20 protein-coding genes are annotated in these 18983 nt (G+C 64.3%); 3 read left to right on the top strand and 17 right to left on the bottom strand.

Annotation, left to right across the window (positions count from 1 at the left end; translation table 11 throughout):
* The first annotated feature begins 69 nt into the window (after nt 1–69).
* The 3 genes from earP to efp are packed head-to-tail and all read left to right on the top strand — an operon-like array spanning nt 70 to nt 1982.
* Nucleotides 70–1242, top strand: coding sequence for an elongation factor P maturation arginine rhamnosyltransferase EarP (gene earP / locus DFLDMN_RS06930; protein ID WP_423197732.1), 1173 nt, complete (start codon nt 70–72; stop codon nt 1240–1242).
* Nucleotides 1243–1266: 24 nt separating this feature from the next.
* Nucleotides 1267–1425, top strand: a complete 159-nt coding sequence (locus tag DFLDMN_RS06935) for a hypothetical protein (RefSeq protein ID WP_423197733.1) — start codon at nt 1267–1269, stop codon at nt 1423–1425.
* Nucleotides 1422–1982 (top strand): elongation factor P, encoded by a 561-nt coding sequence (gene efp, locus DFLDMN_RS06940; protein ID WP_423197734.1) that lies wholly within the window; start codon nt 1422–1424, stop codon nt 1980–1982. Before DFLDMN_RS06935 ends, efp begins: the two co-directional genes overlap by 4 nt.
* Before the next feature lie 84 nt (nt 1983–2066).
* On the opposite strand, the gene nagZ is transcribed toward efp, so the two are convergent.
* The 17 genes from nagZ to fabD form a co-directional block, all read right to left on the bottom strand.
* Nucleotides 2067–3116: a beta-N-acetylhexosaminidase gene (gene nagZ / locus DFLDMN_RS06945; RefSeq protein ID WP_423198343.1), complete on the bottom strand. Its 1050-nt coding sequence runs from the start codon at nt 3114–3116 to the stop codon at nt 2067–2069.
* Nucleotides 3116–3535: a holo-ACP synthase gene (acpS, locus tag DFLDMN_RS06950; RefSeq protein WP_423197735.1), complete on the bottom strand. Its 420-nt coding sequence runs from the start codon at nt 3533–3535 to the stop codon at nt 3116–3118. Before acpS ends, nagZ begins: the two co-directional genes overlap by 1 nt.
* Complete coding sequence (gene pdxJ / locus DFLDMN_RS06955) at nt 3532–4314, bottom strand: pyridoxine 5'-phosphate synthase (protein ID WP_423197736.1); 783 nt, start codon at nt 4312–4314, stop codon at nt 3532–3534. Before pdxJ ends, acpS begins: the two co-directional genes overlap by 4 nt.
* A gap of 20 nt (nt 4315–4334) precedes the next feature.
* Nucleotides 4335–5213: a DNA repair protein RecO gene (gene recO / locus DFLDMN_RS06960; protein ID WP_423197737.1), complete on the bottom strand. Its 879-nt coding sequence runs from the start codon at nt 5211–5213 to the stop codon at nt 4335–4337.
* Between the two features lie 5 nt (nt 5214–5218).
* The gene (gene era, locus DFLDMN_RS06965; protein WP_423197738.1) at nt 5219–6157 is read right to left on the bottom strand and encodes a GTPase Era; all 939 of its coding nucleotides are present in this window, start codon (nt 6155–6157) and stop codon (nt 5219–5221) included.
* Entirely contained in the window at nt 6154–6924 is a 771-nt protein-coding gene (gene rnc, locus DFLDMN_RS06970) for a ribonuclease III (protein ID WP_423197739.1), read from the bottom strand. Before rnc ends, era begins: the two co-directional genes overlap by 4 nt.
* Nucleotide 6925: 1 nt before the next feature.
* Nucleotides 6926–7321, bottom strand: coding sequence for a DUF4845 domain-containing protein (locus DFLDMN_RS06975; RefSeq protein ID WP_423197740.1), 396 nt, complete (start codon nt 7319–7321; stop codon nt 6926–6928).
* A gap of 51 nt (nt 7322–7372) precedes the next feature.
* The gene (gene lepB, locus DFLDMN_RS06980; protein WP_423197741.1) at nt 7373–8272 is read right to left on the bottom strand and encodes a signal peptidase I; all 900 of its coding nucleotides are present in this window, start codon (nt 8270–8272) and stop codon (nt 7373–7375) included.
* 71 nt (nt 8273–8343) lie between these two features.
* Complete coding sequence (lepA, locus tag DFLDMN_RS06985; protein WP_423197742.1) at nt 8344–10137, bottom strand: translation elongation factor 4; 1794 nt, start codon at nt 10135–10137, stop codon at nt 8344–8346.
* Nucleotides 10138–10555: 418 nt separating this feature from the next.
* On the bottom strand, nt 10556–12058 hold the full coding sequence (locus tag DFLDMN_RS06990; RefSeq protein ID WP_423197743.1) for a DegQ family serine endoprotease: 1503 nt from the start codon (nt 12056–12058) through the stop codon (nt 10556–10558).
* Nucleotides 12059–12173: 115 nt separating this feature from the next.
* The gene (locus tag DFLDMN_RS06995; RefSeq protein WP_423197744.1) at nt 12174–13256 is read right to left on the bottom strand and encodes a MucB/RseB C-terminal domain-containing protein; all 1083 of its coding nucleotides are present in this window, start codon (nt 13254–13256) and stop codon (nt 12174–12176) included.
* Nucleotides 13257–13264: 8 nt separating this feature from the next.
* Complete coding sequence (locus tag DFLDMN_RS07000) at nt 13265–13891, bottom strand: sigma-E factor negative regulatory protein (protein WP_423197745.1); 627 nt, start codon at nt 13889–13891, stop codon at nt 13265–13267.
* A gap of 139 nt (nt 13892–14030) precedes the next feature.
* Nucleotides 14031–14630, bottom strand: coding sequence for an RNA polymerase sigma factor RpoE (gene rpoE / locus DFLDMN_RS07005; RefSeq protein WP_039006621.1), 600 nt, complete (start codon nt 14628–14630; stop codon nt 14031–14033).
* A 702-nt stretch (nt 14631–15332) separates the two neighbouring features.
* Nucleotides 15333–16565, bottom strand: coding sequence for a beta-ketoacyl-ACP synthase II (gene fabF / locus DFLDMN_RS07010; protein ID WP_423197746.1), 1233 nt, complete (start codon nt 16563–16565; stop codon nt 15333–15335).
* Nucleotides 16566–16745: 180 nt separating this feature from the next.
* On the bottom strand, nt 16746–16985 hold the full coding sequence (gene acpP, locus DFLDMN_RS07015) for an acyl carrier protein (protein WP_008644813.1): 240 nt from the start codon (nt 16983–16985) through the stop codon (nt 16746–16748).
* A gap of 169 nt (nt 16986–17154) precedes the next feature.
* Entirely contained in the window at nt 17155–17904 is a 750-nt protein-coding gene (gene fabG, locus DFLDMN_RS07020) for a 3-oxoacyl-ACP reductase FabG (RefSeq protein WP_423197747.1), read from the bottom strand.
* A gap of 72 nt (nt 17905–17976) precedes the next feature.
* Nucleotides 17977–18906, bottom strand: coding sequence for an ACP S-malonyltransferase (gene fabD / locus DFLDMN_RS07025; protein WP_423197748.1), 930 nt, complete (start codon nt 18904–18906; stop codon nt 17977–17979).
* Between the last annotated feature and the right edge of the window lie 77 nt (nt 18907–18983).

Consider the following 18983-nt stretch of genomic DNA (forward strand, 5'->3'; position numbering starts at 1 on the left):
CGGGAAAGGTGGGGGGGCTGGCTACAATCTAGAATCGCAAGTTTAGAGCATTCTTTCCGCACCTCTCGCATGACTATCCGCTCCTGGGACATCTTCTGCACGGTCGTCGACAACTTCGGCGACATCGGCGTCTGCTGGCGGCTCGCGCGCCAGCTGGCGCAGGAACATGGCCATGCCGTCCGCCTCTGGGTCGATGACTTCCACAGCTTTGCGCGTCTGGCGCCGGAACTGGCGCCAGACGCGCCGGCGCAACGCGTGGCGGGCGTCGAAATCCGTCCGTGGCAGCCCGGCGCCGACGCCCCGTTCACCCCGGAGGACGATTTCGTGCCGCATGACGTGGTGATCGAGGCGTTCGCCTGCGACCTGCCCACCGCGCTACTGCAACGGATGGCCGCCGCGCCGCGCAAGCCGGTATGGATCAACCTGGAGTATCTCAGCGCCGAGGCATGGGTCAGCGACCATCACCGGATGATGTCGCCCCATCCGCGCCTGCCGCTGGTCAAGCATTTCTTCTTTCCAGGCTTTGCGCACGATACCGGCGGGCTGCTGCGCGAATCGATGCTCGGCGCACAGCGCAAGGCGTTCCTGTCGAGTCCGGCCGCGCAAGCCGCGCTCTGGCACCGGCTCGGCGTGCGGCCGCTTGCGCATGCGCTGCGGGTCAGCCTGTTCGCCTATGCCAATTCCGCCCTGCCCGCCCTGCTCGCGCACTGGCGCGATGGTGCCGAACCCGTGCAATGCCTGATGCCGCAGGGCCTGGCCGCGCAGCAGGCCGCGCAATGGCTCGGCACGAGCGCGGAGCCTGGCACGCAGGCCCAGCGCGGCAACCTCTCGCTGCATATCGTGCCGTTCGTGCGGCAGGAACTGTTTGACGAGCTGCTGTGGGCGTGCGACGTCAACTTCGTGCGGGGCGAGGATTCGCTGGTACGCGCCCACTGGGCGGCGCGGCCGCTGGTCTGGCACATCTATCCGCAGGACGACGACGCCCATCATGCCAAGCTCGACGCGTGGCTCGCCCGACTGGCGCGCACCGGCATGCCGGCCGATACGATGGCCGCGATGACGGCGTTCTGCCGCGCCTGGAACGGCTATGGCACCGAGCGTGACATTCCCCGCGCCTGGGCGGACTTCCGCGCACAAATCCCGGCCCTCGCGACCGGTATCGACCGTTGGCAGAGGCAGCTCCAGCACCTGGGCGACCTGGCCGCCAATCTGGTGGCATTCAGCGAAAATCAGGTAGAATGATGGGTTGATTTTGATGGCAAGCCAATGAACGCCACCCCTGCCGGCGGCGCATTCGGGGCCATCACCGCGCTGGCCATCGCTGCGATCTTCCGTGCGGTCATGACTGCGCCATCATCCCGCGCCATACCCGATTCCGGGACGCAGCACCCGGGACAGACTTTTTCAGGAAAACAGTTCAGATGAAAATCGCACAGGAACTCCGCGTCGGCAACGTGTTCATGATCGGTTCGGACCCGATGGTCGTGCAAAAGGCCGAGTACAACAAGTCGGGCCGTAACGCCGCCGTCGTCAAGATGAAGTACAAGAACCTGCTTACCGACGCCCCGGGCGAGTCGGTGTTCAAGGCTGACGACAAGTTCGAAGTGGTGGTGCTCGAGCGCCGCGAATGCACGTACTCGTACTTTGCGGATCCGATGTATGTGTTCATGGACGCCGACTACAACCAGTACGAAGTCGAAGGTGAGAGCATGGGCGACGCCCTGCACTACCTCGAGGACGGCATGGCCGTGGAAGTGGTGTTCTACAACGACAAGGCCATCTCGGTGGAACTGCCGACGACCGTGGTGCGCGAGATCGTGTACACCGAGCCGGCCGTCAAGGGTGACACTTCGTCGGGCAAGGTGCTCAAGGGCGCCAAGATCAACACCGGCTTCGAACTGCAAGTGCCGCTGTTCTGCAATATCGGCGACAAGATCGAAATCGATACGCGTACCGGCGAATACCGCAGCCGCGCCAACTAAGTCGGCCCGGTGCAATAAAAAAAGGCAGCCTCGGCTGCCTTTTTTTATTGCCGTCGCCCGACGTGACGACGCCCGCTCACGTCGTCACGCGATCAGGTCGTGGCTCTTCAGCAGCGCCAGCGCCGAGCGGTATTCCGGCTCCTGCTGCAGGCGATTCCAGTCGAGCGGCTTCTTGCGGCCGAACAGCTTGCGGATGCGCCGCTGCGAGGCCTTGCCAATGACCACATCGAGTTCCTTCAGCAACTGGTCGGCGCGCTCGGGATGATTGCAGATCAGCACCATGTCGCAGCCCGCATCGAGCGCGGCACGCGCGGCCTGTGTCACCGTGCCGGCCACGCTGGCGCCTTCCATGCTGAGGTCATCGCTGAAGATCACGCCTTCAAAGCCGAGCTGCGAGCGCAGGATGTCCTGCAGCCAGAAACGCGAGAACCCGGCCGGGTTCGCATCCACCTTCGGATAGATGACATGGGCCGGCATCACCGACGCCAGCGTCGGGCCCATCCAGTCGTACGGCCGCGCGTCGTGCTCGAGAATCTCGTCGAGCGGGCGCTCGTCGACCGGCACCGCCACGTGCGAGTCCGCCGCCACGAAACCATGCCCCGGAAAATGCTTGCCGCAATTGCTCATGCCCGCCAGCAGCAGGCCATGGGTCAGGTGGTTGGCGAGCATCGTCACCACGCGCGGATCCGCATGGAAGGCGCGATCGCCGATCACGGCACTGCGGCCATAGTCGAGATCCAGCACCGGCGTAAAGCTGAGGTCGATATCGCATGCGCGCAGTTCGGCCGCGAGCACATAGCCGCACGCCACCGTAGCCTTGGTAGCCGCCAGCACATCCTGGTCCCACAACGCGCCGAGTCTTGCCATCGCCGGCAGGTGGGTAAAACCGTCGGTCTTGCAGCGCTGCACGCGCCCGCCCTCGTGGTCGATGCAGATCAGCACGTCCTGCCGCACCTCCCGAATGGCGCGCGTCAGCGCCAGCAGTTGCCCGCGCGACTCGAAGTTGCGCGCAAACAGGATTACGCCGCCCGTGAGGGGATGCGCAATGCGGCGGATATCCTCGGCGTCGAGCTGCTTGCCGACGACATCGAGCACGACGGGGCCCGGCCGCTTGCCGGAAGTCTTCTTGTTCATCATGTATTGGTCGATTCCATTGACGAGGCGCCACGCTCGGCGATGGCGAATGCCACGGCATATTCGTGCTCGTCGCTCACACTGACCCGGATGGTCAGGTTGCGTTCCGCCACCCATGCCGCCAGCTCGCCCGAGCAGACCGGCGTGGGTTCGCCGGACGGCAAATTCAGCAGTTCCATCGCGCGCCACGTCATGGGCCAGCGCATGCCGAGCCCGATTGCCTTGGAGAAGGCCTCCTTGGCCGCGAAGCGTGTCGACAGGAACGCCAGGCCGCGCTTTTCCGAGCGCGCCTTGCGGGCATGATAAATCTTGAGTTCGCGTGGACCGAGCACCTTTTCGGCAAAGCGCCCGCGCGTGCGTTCCATCACGCCCTGTACGCGCGCGATCTGGATGATGTCGGTGCCGATGCCGTAGATCACGCGGGCTGTCCCGGTACGGGATAGCGCGTGCCAAGGCGCGCGGCGACCATGATCGCCTTCATCTCGCGCACCGCGTTCTGCCAGCCGACGAACACCGCATGCGCGACGATGGCATGGCCGATATTGAGCTCCTGAATGCCGGGCAGCGCCGCCACCGCCTGCACATTGGTGTAGTGCAGCCCGTGGCCGGCATTGACCACCAGTCCATGCTGCTGGCCGGCGCTGACGCCGGCCGCCACGCGCTGCAGCTCGGCCGCCTGTGCCGCGGGCGTATCGGCCTCGGCATAGGCGCCCGTATGCAGTTCGATCACGGGCGCCCCGCACGCAGCCGCGGCAGCGATCTGGTCGGCGTCCGGGTCGATGAACAGCGACACGCGGATTCCGGCTTCCCTGAGCTGGCGGCAGGCCGCCTCCACCTGGGCCTGGTGCCCTACCACATCGAGCCCGCCTTCGGTGGTGACCTCCGCGCGCTTCTCCGGTACCAGGCACACGTCCTGCGGACGGATCTCGCAGGCGATATCGAGCATCTCGGCGGTAATCGCGCATTCCAGGTTCATGCGCGTCGCCAGGCGCGGACGCAAGGCTCGCACGTCGGCATCGCGGATATGGCGGCGATCTTCGCGCAGATGCAGCGTGATCAGGTCCGCGCCGGCCTCCTCGGCCAGCAACGCGGCCTGGAGGGGGTCGGGATACACCGTGCCGCGCGCATTGCGCAGCGTGGCGACGTGGTCGATATTGACGCCAAGGTCGATGACACCGGGGTTCGCGTGAAAAATCATGCTGTCTGCTGTCTTGAGAGTCAGAGGTACTGCAGGTCGATCAGGATCTGCCGCGTCTTGAGCGGCGCGCCCTGCAAATAATAATGCAGCAGGAACCGCATCAGGCCGCGACTTTGCGCAACGGTCTGCGCGCGGCTGTAATCGTCCTGTGCCATATCGAGCAGCGTCTGCCCGCTCACCACCGGCCAGCTCGACGGATCGCTGGCCTGCGCGCGCCGCACGCCCCGCTCGGGCTGGTACACGTAGTCGAGCCCCGGCTGCACGCGTTCGCCGCTGGGCACGCAGCGGTCGAAGCCCACGGCAAAACCGGTCTCCTGCAGCAGCACGCGCTCGAAGCCGCGCAGCACCAGGCTGGCCGGCTCGCCATGCGCCAGCCGCGTGAGCGTGATCATGTAGTGCTTGAACAGTGCCGGATGGGCATCCTCGCGCGGACAGAAGCGGAGCAGCAGCTCGTTGAGGTAGAAGCCGGACAGCAGCGCATCACCGGCCAGCGGCAGCATGCCGCCCACATACTCGGCCTTGGTCAGCGTCTTGACCTCGCCGCGCCCGCTCCATGACAGCGCGATGGGATGGAAATGCTGGAGCACCGCCCGCAACGCGGAATGCGGCCGCTTGGCACCCTTTGCCACCATCGCCATGCGGCCGTGATCGCGCGTGAACACATCGAGGATAAGGCTGGTTTCGCGATACGGATAGGCGTGCAGCACAAAGCCCGCCTCGTTGGCGACACGCAGTTCGGAGCGCGCCGGCACGATGCGCATGGCGCGGTCCATCATCTCGCGGCCCATGGCCGCCGATGCGCTCAAGCCTGGCACGGCCTGCGTGGCCAGCAGCTCGGCCGCATCCTCGGCGATGGGATCCGCGCGCCGCGCAGGGCCGCCGCGGCGCGCGTCAGCCATGCTCGTCACTCGTATCCGTAGGCACGCAGTCCGGCTTCGTTGTCGGCCCAGCCGCTCTTCACCTTGATCCACATCTCCAGGTAGACCTTGCCGTCGAACAGCTTCTCCATGTCGAGGCGCGCCTCGGTGGAGATCTGCTTGAGCTTGGTGCCCTTGTTGCCGATGATCATGGCCTTGTGCGCGTCGCGCTCGACCAGGATGGTGGCAAACACGCGGCGCAGGCGCCCTTCGGTTTCGAATTTGTCGATGACCACGGTGCTCGTGTACGGCAGCTCGTCCCCGGTCCAGCGGAACACCTTCTCGCGAATGATCTCCGAGGCCAGGAAACGCTCGCTGCGATCGGTCATCGCATCGGCGTCGTACATCGGCTCGCCTTCCGGCAGATAGGGCCGGATGATGGCCATCAGCCGCGTGATGTGATCGCGCGTCTTGGCCGACATCGGCACCACCTCGCGGAACGGGAACTGCTGCCCCATCTTCTCGAGGAACGGCATCATGACCTCGGCACGCTGCTCGCCGAGCCGGTCCAGCTTGTTGGTAACCAGCAGCACCGGCGTGTTCTTCGGCAGCAGGCTCAGCACCTTCTCGTCGTCGGGGCCGTAATGACCGGCTTCCACCACGAACAGCACGAGGTCCACCGACGACAGCGTGGAGGTCACGGCACGGTTGAGCGAGCGATTCAGCGCGCTCGCATGGCGGGTCTGGAACCCCGGCGTATCGACGAACACGAACTGCGTATCGTCGGTGGTCTGGATACCGACGATACGGTGGCGCGTGGTCTGGGCCTTGCGGGACGTGATGCTGATCTTCTGGCCGACCAGCGCGTTCATCAGCGTGGATTTGCCGACGTTCGGACGGCCAACGATGGCCACCGTGCCGCAGCGGAAGGCCGGGGCATCGGAGGGTTCCGCCGCATTTGGCGACGGCGGGTTCAATTCGGTCATTCCTTCAACCTGAGAGACAACTGGGGATCCGGCGGAACCGGCTGCTTGCGCGTCTTGCCGGTACGTTCCGCGCGACTGCGCTTGAGCAACTGCGGCACCAGCTTCTGCACCTCGTCGAGGGCCAGCTTGGCCGCCGCCTGCTCGGCCGCGCGCCGCGAGGCGCCCGTGCCGAACACACGCACTTCCAGTTTAGGCACGGTGCACTCGACTTCAAACTGCTGGCTATGCGCCGCGCCGTGGGTGGCAATGACGTTGTACTGCGGCAGGGCAATCTTGTGGCCCTGGAGATACTCCTGGAGCAGGGTCTTGGCATCCTTGCCGAGGGTGCGCGGATCCACCTGCTCCAGGATCGGGATATAGAGCTTGCGGATCAGCGCCCGCGCGGCATCGAAACCCGAATCGAGAAATACCGCGCCGACAATGGCTTCGAGCGCATCGGCCAGGATCGAGGGGCGGCGAAAACCGCCGCTCTTCAATTCGCCCTCGCCCAGGCGCAGCGTATCGGACAACTGCAGCATCTGGGCAATCTCGTACAACGCCTGCTGCTTGACGAGGTTGGCCCGCACGCGCGACAGATCGCCTTCGTCGAGCTTGCCGAACATGCCGTAGAGCATGTCCGCCACGGCGCAGTTGAGCACCGAATCGCCGAGGAATTCCAGACGTTCGTTGTGCTGGGCGCTGTGGCTGCGGTGCGTCAGCGCTTGTTGCAGCAATTCGGGCTTGCTGAATCGGTAGCCGAGTCGTTGCTGCAAGGCGTCGAGGTTCATGTCAGAGCTGCGTTCCCGAATAAGTAATCAATAGACTCACGGAGCCGTAGACGGGAATCACGGTCCGGTAGGAAAAATCAATTGCGCGAACACGACCTGTATCGTCTTCCGTCACGTTCAGGTCTTCGCCCTTGATGGACGAGATCTGTTCGATCTGGGCCTGCTTGTCGAAATAAGTCGCTACCTCCTGCCGGTTCGTCGCGTGATCGCGGGCAAAGCTTACCGCGCGCCGAACCGAGAAATACTCCAGGACGCTCGGGATCGACTTCACCGCGGGCAGCACCGCGCAGAGCAGCACCACGATGATGACCAGCAGCGACCAGATGGAAAAGCCACGTGATTTATAAATCACACCACGTCGCCGTTGTTTCCCTTGTACACCGACCCATTGACCCATGTTGCGCTTCCCTCGTTTTATGTGAGTGTCGTTGCGCCGCGTCGAAGCTTGCTACTTGAAAGTCCCGACGCGTCCAAAATTGCCCAGATTCATCCAGATCATGAACGCCTTGCCCACGATATTCTGATCCGGGACGAATCCCCAGTACCGCGAATCGAGGCTGTTGTCCCGGTTGTCACCCATCACGAAATAATGACCTTCCGGAACCTTGCACGTCAGCCCTTGCTGATTGTAAGTGCAGTTCTCGTGGAACGGAAAATCCGGATCGGCGCCGGCCACATAGGCCGGCCGGTCGGCATCGTTGAGAATGCCATGCGACGGGCCGTCCGGCAGCGTCTCGGTGAAATGCTTCGAATAGGCCAGCCGCTCCTCGTCGAGATACTCCGGCAACGGGGCGTACTGCGCCGGCTTGCCGTTGATGGTCAGCCGCTTGTTCTCGTAGCGGACCACATCGCCGGGCACGCCGATCACCCGCTTGATGTAGTCGAGCGACTCGTCCTTCGGGTAGCGGAACACCATCACGTCGCCGCGCTGCGGCTCGCCCACGTTGGCGATCTTCTTGTTGATCACCGGCAGGCGAATGCCGTATTCGTATTTGTTGACGAGGATGAAGTCGCCGATCAGCAGTGTCGGGATCATCGAGCCGGACGGAATCTTGAACGGCTCCACCACGAACGAGCGCAGCACGAATACCGCCAGGATGACCGGAAAGAAGCTCGCCGAATATTCCAGCCACCAGGGCTGGCGCATCTTTTCCTCGGCCAGGCGGCGGCGCGAGTTCTCGAGCTCGGCGCCAGCCAGCGCGGGGGCCATGTGGCTTCGATTGGCATCGAACTCGGCCAGCGCCAGGCGCGCCACGCTACGGCGCTGGCGTTCGAATACCAGCTTGTCCGCGACCCAGGCAATGCCCGTAATGACCACCAGCACAAAAAGGATCAGTGCGAAATTCATGACGGCGTTTTGATCTCAGTATCTTGTTGTCGGCACGCGCGCGGACCTGCCGTTCCGCGCGGCGCCGTCGATTATTTGTCGTCGACCTGCAGGATGGCCAGGAATGCCTCCTGCGGAATCTCGACGGTACCCACCTGCTTCATGCGTTTCTTGCCGGCCTTCTGCTTCTCGAGCAGTTTCTTCTTGCGGCTGATATCGCCGCCGTAGCACTTGGCCAGCACGTTCTTGCGCAATGCCTTCACGTTCTCGCGCGCGATGATGTTGGAGCCAATCGCGGCCTGGATCGCCACGTCGTACATCTGGCGCGGAATGATCTCGCGCATCTTCGCCGCCACCTCGCGCCCGCGGTACTGCGAGTTCGAGCGGTGCACGATCACGGACAGCGCATCGACCTTGTCGCTGTTGATCAGGATATCCACCTTGACCACGTCGGAAGGGCGATATTCCTTGAACTCGTAATCCATCGACGCATAGCCGCGCGAGACCGACTTCAGGCGATCGAAGAAGTCGAGCACGATCTCGGCCATCGGGATCTCGTACGTGAGCTGCACCTGCTTGCCGTGATAGCTCATGTTGATCTGCGTGCCGCGCTTCTGCGTGCACAGCGTGATCACGGAGCCGACGTAGTCCTGCGGCATATACAGGTTGACCGTGACGATCGGCTCGAGAATCGCTTCGATCTTGCTCGGGTCCGGCATCTTGGCCGGGTTCTCGACGGTCACCATGGTGCCGTCGCGCAGCTGCACCTGATAGACCACGGTCGGCGCGGTCGTGATCAGGTCCATGTCGAATTCGCGCTCGAGCCGCTCCTGCACGATCTCCATGTGCAGCAGACCGAGGAAGCCGCAGCGGAAGCCGAAGCCGAGAGCCTGCGAGACTTCCGGCTCGAACTGCAGCGAGGCGTCGTTGAGACGCAGCTTCTCGAGCGACTCGCGCAGGGCTTCGTACTGGTTGGCTTCCACCGGATAGAGACCGGCAAACACCTGCGGCTTGACTTCCTTGAAGCCGGGCAGCGGTTCCGCGGCCTTGCGTGCCATTGCGGTGATGGTGTCGCCCACCTTCGCCGCCTTCAGTTCCTTGATGCCGGCGATGACAAAGCCCACCTGCCCGGCCGACAGCGCGTCGCGCTGGACCGACTTGGGCGAAAACACGCCGACCTGCTCCACCAGGTGCTGGGCGCCCGTGGCCATCAGCAGGATCTTGTCCTTGGTGCGCAGGGTACCGTTGACCACGCGCACGAGCATGACCACGCCCACGTAATTGTCGAACCACGAATCGATGATCAGCGCCTGCAGCGGCGCGTCGGCGTCGCCCTTGGGCGGCGGCACCTTGGCGATCAGGGCCTCGATCACGTCCTCCACGCCCTGGCCGGTCTTGGCCGAGCACGGCGTGGCGTCCTGCGCGTCGATGCCGATGACGTCCTCGATCTCCTGGATCGCATTGGCCGGATCGGCCTGCGGCAGGTCGATCTTGTTGAGCACGGGCACCACTTCCACGCCGAGTTCGATGGCGGTGTAGCAGTTGGCCACGGTCTGCGCCTCGACACCCTGCGACGCATCCACCACGAGCAGCGCGCCCTCGCACGCCGACAGCGAGCGGCTCACTTCGTAGCTGAAGTCGACGTGCCCCGGGGTGTCGATCAGGTTGAGGTTGTAGACCTCGCCGTTGCGCGCCTTGTAGGTCAGCGCGGCGGTCTGCGCCTTGATGGTGATGCCGCGCTCCTTCTCGATGTCCATCGAGTCCAGCACCTGCGCCTCCATCTCGCGATCGGAAAGCCCCCCACAAAGCTGAATGATCCGGTCGGCCAGGGTCGATTTCCCGTGGTCGATGTGGGCAATGATCGAGAAATTGCGGATATGGTCCATCTAAAAGTTCAGGAAACGCTGGGGTGACCGGGGTGAGCCGATCATGCTGGTTACGCGGCGCTTAATTGCGACGCTTCCATGACGCTACGATACGACGCCATGTCAAAGCGCAAAGACGCGAAGTTCTGTACGACGGATACGGTCCCGTGACGGGCCGCCGGGACGAAGCAGGACGGGCCGAGATAGGTGCGCGGATCATGGGCGCGAAGCTCGCGCCAAACCGCGATTTTACCGGATTTTCAATGGCTTCCGGGACATCAATGGTCACGCCGCACCCCGCTGCCGGGTGCCGGCCACAACACCTTGACAGGCCAGGCAAAAACGTCGCACCCGACGCTTGGCACGGGTGCGACGCAGGCAGGCATCAGGCGCTCAGCTGGCCCGCACCGAAGTGCTCGGCGCGCCTGGCCCCGGGCGCTTACCGCGCCTGACCATTCGGCCGCAGCGTCAAGACCTGGGTGGCATCGCCGCGACGCACGAAGATTGCCGCGATGCGGCTGCGGTCGAGGGACTTGACGAGCTCGTTGAACTGGCGCGCACCAGTCACATCGGTATCGCCGAGGCGCAGGATGATGTCGCCCGGGCGAATGCCAGCCCGCAGCGCCGGACCATCGGCGGTATCGACCTCCACACCCGACTTGACCTTGAGCTCCTTGAGTCTGGCCTCCGGGATATCGTTGACCACCAGCCCCAGCGCATTGGGCTTGGGCGCCTGGGTGGCACCCTCCTCGCCGCCGCGCCGGTCGCTGCCACGCGAGCGTGCCAGCTTGGGATTGTCGGGCTCGAGCTCCGCCACGGTAATCGAGACATCGCGCGTCTGACCTTTGCGCCAGAACGTCAGCGGCACACGCGTACCCGGCTTGGTGTCGCCCACCATGCGCGGCAGGTCGGAAGCCTTCTCGATATCGCGGCCATTGAACTTGAGGATGATGTCGCCAGCCTCGATGCCCGCCTTCTCGGCCGGACCGCCCGGCTCCACGCTGCCGACCAGCGCACCGCGCGCACGACCCAGGCCGAGCGAATCGGCAACCTCCTTGGTCACGTCGCCGATGGCCACCGCGATACGGCCGCGCGTGACCTTGCCCGAAGTCTTCAGCTGTTCGGTCACGCGCATCGCCTCGTCGATCGGAATCGCGAACGAGATGCCCATGTAGCCGCCGCTGCGGCTGTAGATCTGGGAATTGATACCGATGACCTCGCCGCGCAGGTTGATCAGCGGGCCGCCCGAATTGCCGGGATTCACGGCCACGTCGGTCTGGATAAACGGCAGATAGTCACCGGTGTCGCGACCCTTGGCGGACACAATGCCCGCGGCCACGCTGTTGTCCAGCCCGAACGGCGAGCCGATGGCCAGTACCCATTCGCCGGGACGGATCCGGTCGGAGTCGCCCAGCGGCAGGCGCGGCAGTCCATTGGCCTCGATCTTCAGCAGCGCCACGTCGGTACGCTTGTCCGAGCCGATCAGCTTGGCCTTGAATTCACGCTTGTCAGGCAGCGTCACGTAGATGGTTTCCGCATCCGCCACGACGTGCGCGTTGGTCATCACGTAGCCATCCGCGCTGATGATAAAGCCGGAGCCGACTCCACGGCTCTGCTCCTCGCCTTGCGGCGGCTGCGGCTGGCCGCGTCGCGGCGCGCCCGGCGGCGTGGGCACACCGGGCATCGGCACCCCAAAGAAACGGCGGAAGAATTCGGCCATCTCGTCGTCTTCCGGCGTGCCGTTGCCACGCTGCCGCACGCGCTCGGTGGTGCGGATATTGACCACGGCCGGACTGGCCTTTTCGACCAGGTCGGTGAAGTCGGGCAGGTTGTAATTCGACGCCGCAGCCTGCGCATGGCCCAGCGTGGATACCGTCGGGCCCAGCGCAAGCATGGCGACCATGACCATGGTTCGCACCAGGGCTGGGGATTTCGTAATCATCGACAACTCCCGGGATTTCAGCGAGAAAGAGACGCGCATCGAATGTATGGCGAAAACTCGTGCTACCGGCGGCACCAGGCGATACGTGTGACGTACCGCCCGCGCACCAGCTTGCTCAGTGTACCGTCTTGGGCGGCTTGAATTCGACCGCGGTGGCAAACTGCTTGACGGTGGCCGCCGGCACCTCGCCGACAACCGTAATCCAGTAATCGGCCACGCGGCGCACCACGACCTGGGTCGCGCCCAGCGACGCCACGCCCTCGCGGCGCGTGCGTTGCTCGGACACCGGCTCGATGAAGATCGACAGTCCGGTCAGGCCATCGCTATAGACGACCTGCAATACCTCGAATACCTGGCCGCTCTTGTTGCCGCCCTGCGGGGGCGCGCGCAGCTCCCCGAGCGGACGACGCACCTCGCGGATTCGCTGGAAGCCCTTGATGGGCGGTGTGATGGTCCACCCTTCTTCGGCCAGGTTGGCCGGCTGGTAGGTAACCTCGTAATGGTTCCAGGAACTGGAATTCTTGATGGCGGTGAGAATGCGCTGCTTGTCGGACGGCACGCCGATATCGACCTGCGAAAACGCCACCTGCTCGAGCACCTTGCCGCTTTCGCCAAGCGTCTGCGCGCGCATCAGCAGGCCCGAGTTCTTGTCGGCCCATAACCGCACCGCGTACCGCGCCGTGTCATGCGGCTCGAGCGCGAAGACTTCGCACTCGACACCCGCTACACGTTCCGGCGCCAGCTTGCGCATGTCGTAGAGATCGAGCACATCGGTCTTGTTGGTGGCGAGCAGCGCCGGGAAACGATCCTTCGCTTCCTGCTTCTCCACCACCACGAGCTTGGCCTCGGGAATCAGGCTATGCACCACGTCATTCTGGCGCAGTACCTCGCGTGGCTTGCCGTCAAGCGTCTCCAGGCGTTCGTACTCGTTCTGCACGAGATCGCTGTAGTGCTGGATGCGCGACGCGTGCATCACGCTGCCACGCTGATAGATCAACGTACCGACGTAGTTCTCGCGTTGCGCCGCGCGGTGGATCTTGTTGAGCCATGCGGTGGCGTCGCGACGGTTCAGCGTGCTTTCCGACGGCTGCGCGGTCGCTGCGGCAGCGGTCAGGCACAAGGCCAGAAAAAAGGACCTGCGCAGGCCCTTCATTCCGTGTCCGCCCGCTGCGTTGGCGGGCGTTCGTCCTTTATGCATGTCCGGCATTATTCCTGCGAATTGTCCTGGGTGAAATTGGCGCCGTTGGCCACCGTGCGCATGGTCGGCACGAAAGCATCGGTCGCTACCGACGCGCGGTGCGCGCGCAGGTACTCATCGAGGCGGGGATCGCGAATCATCTGCGAGCTGTCGGCAGAAACCGTCACCAGCGCGCCGCCCTTGGCAGGTGCGGGCTGGTCGGCACGTGCCACCACGGCGTCGGGCGTGCCGATCTCGGTCGGGCCGCGCATCTGCGGCACCACCACCCAGCTGACCGCTGCCACCGCGGCGGCGATCGCCGTGCCGGGCATCACACGGCGCACCCACGACGGTCGCACCAGCAGACGCTGCCGGCTGGCCGCGGCTACCGCGGGGACCAGCACATGAGGCTCGGCTGCGAGCGTCGCGGAGAAGCGCGCCAGAAACGCTTCGGTGGAGCCCGCATGCGTGAGTTCCTCGGATCGCAGCGTATCGCCGATCAGCTGATACACGCCCCAATCCGCCATGCCGGCCTCGCCTTTCGCGAGATCGAGCACCGCATCGACGTCATTCGGCGCCAGCTCGCCGTCCATCAACACGGAGATTTGTTCCGATGCTTCCACTACATGAACCGACTGCTTATGAGCCTGACCCATTTCCCACCCCAAGAAATTCCATTGAACACCGATAAATCCCGTTCTACCGCTTGTCGTTTATCGATGCAGGAATAGGCTGCAACGCTGGCTGCACGACATTCATGACTGCGACTACCCTACCGCGACTACCCTACTGCTGCTACCACCGCTTGCCCTCTGCCGTTCCCAGCAGCGGACGCAATTTCTCGGCGATGGCCTCGCGCGCACGGAAGATCCGCGAGCGCACCGTGCCGATGGGGCACCCCATCGCCTCCGCGATCTCCTCATAGCTGAGGCCTTCGATCTCGCGCAGCGTGATGGCGGTACGCAATTCCTCCGGAAGCGCCTCCATCGCGCGGTTGACCGTCTCGGCCACCTGGCGCGTGTGAAGCATCGACTCCGGCGTATTGATATCCCTTAGTTGTTCACCGTCCGCAAAAGTTTCAGCCTCTTCGGCGTCAATATCGCTGGACGCCTCCGGGCGGCGGCCCTGGGTTGCGAGGTAGTTCTTGGCCGTGTTGACGGCGATCCGGTACAGCCACGTGTAGAAGGCGGATTCGCCCCGGAACTGGGGCAAGGCGCGGTACGCCTTGATGAAGGCATCCTGCGCCACATCCTCCACTTCGGCGGGGTCTCGCACGAGGCGCGAAATCAGGCGAATGATCTTGCGGTGGTACTTGGCCACCAGCAGCTCAAATGCCCGTTTATCGCCCTGCTGGACGCGTTCAACAAGAAGCTGATCGGCTTCGCGTTCGCTCACGAATAGTTCACCTGCAGTGTATCTCTTGGTTTCGTCGTCACGACAAACGTTGTATTTTACCTACGATTCCGCTGCAGCCGAGTGTCCTGAAGCGCATTCTGTGACCGCGGCTTCTCAACAACGTTCCGCGTGCACCGCACATGGTTGCACCCCGGCCCCGCTGCGGCGCAACCGTGCAGGGCCCGGCGTAGTGCCGGCAAGACGGCCGGGGCAGCCTGCCAGGGCAATACCAGCACCTCGGCCCGGGCACCCGCTCGCAGCGCCACGCAACAGAGTGGCGCGCCGGCGGCACCGTGCGCGACAACGGCGACCGCGCTACTTTCCCTCGAACGCGCGGCGGCCGGTTCGGGCCGACACGGCCTGGCCCCAGATGCCGTGGAACGACATGCCACGCGCACGACCGGCGCCCCATGTTGCACGCCCCCGGTAATCGCGACGATGCGGCACCGGGCCGCACGCCAGCGCGCGGGCCACGACCGCATCACCCAGGCCGCGGCCAGCAGTACGCCGGCCAGTGCCATCGCATGCGGCCATTGCCAGCCTTCCGCATGGGTGGTGGCGGCCTCCACGCAGCGCGTCAGCAGCCAGCCGAGTGACAGGCCTTCGCAGACAAACATCACAAGCAGGGCCCATCGCATGGGATGGGCCCCGGCATGGCGCATGGCCTCACGGATGCGCCTGGATGCGGTGGAAAACGCCGGATCAGGCGCGGCGGAAGACAAGCGTACCGTTGGTACCGCCGAAACCGAAGTTGTTCTTCACGGCGACATCGATCTTCATCTCACGCGCCGTATTGGCGACGTAGTCGAGATCGCACTCCGGATCCGGGTTCTGAAGGTTGATCGTCGGCGGCGAGACCTGATGATGCAGCGCCAGGACCGTGAATACCGACTCCAGACCACCGGCGCCACCGAGCAGGTGGCCGGTCATCGACTTGGTCGAGTTGACGGCCATCTTGTAGGCGTGGTCGCCGAAGGCCGCCTTGACGGCATCGGATTCGTTCTTGTCGCCGAGCGGCGTGGACGTGCCATGCGCATTGAGGTACTGCACCTCGTCCGCGTTGATGCGTGCGTCCTTGAGCGCGTTGACCATGCAGCGGCGCGGGCCGTCCATGTTCGGCGCGGTCATGTGGAACGCGTCGCCACTCATGCCGAATCCCAACAGCTCGGCATAGATGCGCGCGCCGCGGGCCTTGGCATGCTCGTACTCCTCCAGCATCAGCACCCCGGCACCCTCGCCCAGCACGAAGCCGTCGCGATCGCGGTCCCACGGACGCGAAGCACCCGCCGGATCTTCGTTGCGCGTCGACAGCGCGCGCGCCGCGGCAAAGCCGCCGATACCCAGCGGCGAGACCGTCGACTCGGCGCCGCCGGCCAGCATGGCATCGGCATCGCCATACTGGATCAGCCGGGCGGCCAGGCCAATGCTGTGCAGGCCGGTGGTGCAGGCGGTCACGGCCGCGATATTGGGACCCTTGACGCCGTGGATGATCGAGAGGTGGCCGGAGATCATGTTGATGATCGACCCGGGCACGAAGAACGGCGAAATCCGGCGCGGACCACGGTTGGCCAGCACCATCTGCGTTTCCTCGATCATCGGCAGGCCGCCGATACCGGAACCCACCAGCACGCCGATGCGCTCGGCGTTGGCTTCCGTCACTTCCAGGCCGCTGTCGCGCAGCGCCTGGGTACCAGCCGCAATGCCGAAATGGATGAAGGTATCCATGTTCCGGGCTTCCTTGGCGGGGATGTAATCCTCCGCATTGAAGCCCTTCACTTCACCGGCAAAATGGCAGGCGAGCGCGGAGGGATCGAATTTGGTAATGGTGGCGATGCCGGACTTGCCGGCAACCAGGTTGGCCCAGCCTTCGGCAACCGTGTTTCCGACCGGAGACACAAGGCCAAGCCCAGTGACAACGACGCGACGACGGCTCACTATCTTTTCCTACGAGTACGTGAAGCGGAAAGGGAGTACTGCTGGATCTCCGCGGAGATCAGTCCGATTCTGCTTCTTCGAACAGACGAAAGCCACAGAAAACACCATGGCAGACCGGAGCGGCCGGCCCACGTGCCTTCTGTGGCTCGAATGAATACCGAGACGGCAGCAGAGACAGGCTCAGGCCTTGACGTGCGCGGTGGCGTAGTCGATCGCTTGCTGCACGGTGGTGATCTTCTCGGCTTCCTCATCGGGAATTTCCATGCCGAATTCATCTTCCAACGCCATCACGAGTTCAACCGTGTCCAGCGAGTCCGCACCGAGATCATTCACGAACGACGATTCGTTCTTGATATCTGCCTCGGCCACGCCAAGCTGTTCAGCCACGATTTTCTTGACGCGTTGTTCGATATTGTCCATGTAACCCTCCAGGGAAGTTCGACAAAAAGTGGGCGCATTTTAGCAGGTTTGGACCGCAAAAAATCCGCTTGCGACCCTTTGCAAGAATCGCGCCCGTTTGGTTTGAAAAACAGCTGCTTCGCCCGGCTTCTGAAGGCTTCTCCCTCGAAACCGAAGCCAGGTATTTCAATCAGTTCATGTACATGCCGCCGTTCACGTGCAGCGTGGTGCCCGTGATGTAGGCGGCCTGCGGACCAGCCAGGAATGCCACTGCCTGGGCGATATCTTCCGGCTGGCCAAGACGGCCGAGCGGGATCTGCGCCTTCAGCGCGGCATGCTGCTCGTCCGACAGGACCTTGGTCATGTCGGTATCGATAAAGCCGGGGGCCACACAATTGACGGTCACGTTGCGGCTGCCGATCTCGCGCGCGAGCGCGCGGGTCATGCCCTCCACACCGGCCTTGGCCGCCGCGTAATTCATCTGGCCAGGGTTGCCTGTAGATCCCACCACCGAGGTGATATTGATGATGCGGCCGCCGCGGGCCTTCATCATCGGGCGCAGCACGGCGCGCGACAGGCGGAACACCGCGGTCAGGTTGGTATCGATGACATTGCTCCAGTCATCGTCCTTCATGCGCATGGCAAGCTGGTCCTGCGTAATGCCGGCATTATTGACCAGCACACCGAGGCCGCCGTGCGTCTTCACGATATCCTCGATCACGGCTTCGCAGCGCGCGGCATCGTTCACGTTCAGCACCACGCCGCTGCCACGCACGCCGGCGGCGGCGAAGTATTCGCCGATTGCCGCCGCACCGGCCTCGCTGGTGGCGGTGCCGATCACGTTGGCACCCTGGCGCGCGAGTTCGAGCGCGATGGCGCGGCCGATGCCACGCGAGGCGCCCGTTACCAGCGCAATCTGATTGTCCAGAGGTTTGCTCATATTGCGTTGCTCTATCTGTGCTCTATGCGAAGGTTCGCGTTGTTTTGCTTCGATCGACGCTGCCGCGCCGCGTCAGCGCAGCAGCGCCAGCGTTTCCTGCAGCGACGCCGGATCGAAGATGGCGCCGCCCACGAGATTGCCGTCGATGCGCTTGGTCATGCCGGCCAGGACCTTGCCCGGACCGCATTCGATCACGTGGGTAACACCCTCGGCGGCGATCTTCTGCACGCACTCGACCCAGCGCACCGGCGCGGCCGCCTGGCGGACCAGCGCATCCTTGATCTGGGCGGGATCGCTGACGATGGCAACGTCAACGTTGTTCACCAGCGGAATTTGCGGCGCGGCAAAGGTCAGGCCGGCCATGCGCCCCTTGAGGCGATCCGACGCGGGCTTGAGCAGCGACGAATGGAATGGCGCCGACACCGGCAGCGGCAGCGCGCGCTTGGCGCCTTTGGTCTTGGCTATTTCGCATGCGCGTTCCACCGCGCCCTTGTGTCCGGCGATCACTACCTGCAATGGGGCGTTGAAATTGACGGCCTCGACCACGCCGGCCGATGCGGCCTCGGCACACGCCGCACGCACATCGTCGTCGGACAGGCCGAGAATCGCCGCCATGCCGCCCTCGCCCACCGGCACCGCTTCCTGCATGGCCTGCGCGCGAAAGCGCACCAGCGGCACCGCATCGGCAAACGGAATCACGCCCGCCGCGACCAGCGCCGAGTATTCGCCCAGGCTGTGACCGGCCACCAGCGACGGCCGCGGGCCGCCCGCATCGATCCAGGCGCGGTACACCGCCACGGCGGCGGTCAGCATCACCGGCTGCGTGTTGGTGGTCAGGTTGAGTTCTTCGGCGGGACCTTCGGCGATCAGACGGCCGATATCCTGGCCGAGCGCGCTGGACGCTTCCTCGAGCGTCGATCGCACGACCGCATTATCGGCAAACGCGTTGAGCATGCCGACCGACTGCGAGCCCTGGCCGGGAAATACGAATGCGAATGTCATCGGTGATTCTATCCTTGAGATCTCAGTGAGCGGGATCCACTGGCTGGCGCCGCGCGTCCGCGCGGCGCGGACCGCAT

It is taken from the genome of Cupriavidus sp. H19C3 (assembly GCF_049393815.1).
GTDB lineage: Bacteria > Pseudomonadota > Gammaproteobacteria > Burkholderiales > Burkholderiaceae > Cupriavidus.

Coding starts and splice junctions, on each gene's coding strand:
- earP (WP_423197732.1), top strand. CDS start 70: ATGACTATCCGCTCCTGGGACATCTTCTGCACGGTCGTCGACAACTTC.
- DFLDMN_RS06935 (WP_423197733.1), top strand. CDS start 1,267: ATGAACGCCACCCCTGCCGGCGGCGCATTCGGGGCCATCACCGCGCTG.
- efp (WP_423197734.1), top strand. CDS start 1,422: ATGAAAATCGCACAGGAACTCCGCGTCGGCAACGTGTTCATGATCGGT.
- nagZ (WP_423198343.1), bottom strand. CDS start 3,116: ATGAACAAGAAGACTTCCGGCAAGCGGCCGGGCCCCGTCGTGCTCGAT.
- pdxJ (WP_423197736.1), bottom strand. CDS start 4,314: ATGATTTTTCACGCGAACCCCGGTGTCATCGACCTTGGCGTCAATATC.
- recO (WP_423197737.1), bottom strand. CDS start 5,213: ATGGCTGACGCGCGCCGCGGCGGCCCTGCGCGGCGCGCGGATCCCATC.
- era (WP_423197738.1), bottom strand. CDS start 6,157: ATGACCGAATTGAACCCGCCGTCGCCAAATGCGGCGGAACCCTCCGAT.
- rnc (WP_423197739.1), bottom strand. CDS start 6,924: ATGAACCTCGACGCCTTGCAGCAACGACTCGGCTACCGATTCAGCAAG.
- DFLDMN_RS06975 (WP_423197740.1), bottom strand. CDS start 7,321: ATGGGTCAATGGGTCGGTGTACAAGGGAAACAACGGCGACGTGGTGTG.
- lepB (WP_423197741.1), bottom strand. CDS start 8,272: ATGAATTTCGCACTGATCCTTTTTGTGCTGGTGGTCATTACGGGCATT.
- lepA (WP_423197742.1), bottom strand. CDS start 10,137: ATGGACCATATCCGCAATTTCTCGATCATTGCCCACATCGACCACGGG.
- DFLDMN_RS06990 (WP_423197743.1), bottom strand. CDS start 12,058: ATGATTACGAAATCCCCAGCCCTGGTGCGAACCATGGTCATGGTCGCC.
- DFLDMN_RS06995 (WP_423197744.1), bottom strand. CDS start 13,256: ATGCATAAAGGACGAACGCCCGCCAACGCAGCGGGCGGACACGGAATG.
- DFLDMN_RS07000 (WP_423197745.1), bottom strand. CDS start 13,891: ATGGGTCAGGCTCATAAGCAGTCGGTTCATGTAGTGGAAGCATCGGAA.
- acpP (WP_008644813.1), bottom strand. CDS start 16,985: ATGGACAATATCGAACAACGCGTCAAGAAAATCGTGGCTGAACAGCTT.
- fabG (WP_423197747.1), bottom strand. CDS start 17,904: ATGAGCAAACCTCTGGACAATCAGATTGCGCTGGTAACGGGCGCCTCG.
- fabD (WP_423197748.1), bottom strand. CDS start 18,906: ATGACATTCGCATTCGTATTTCCCGGCCAGGGCTCGCAGTCGGTCGGC.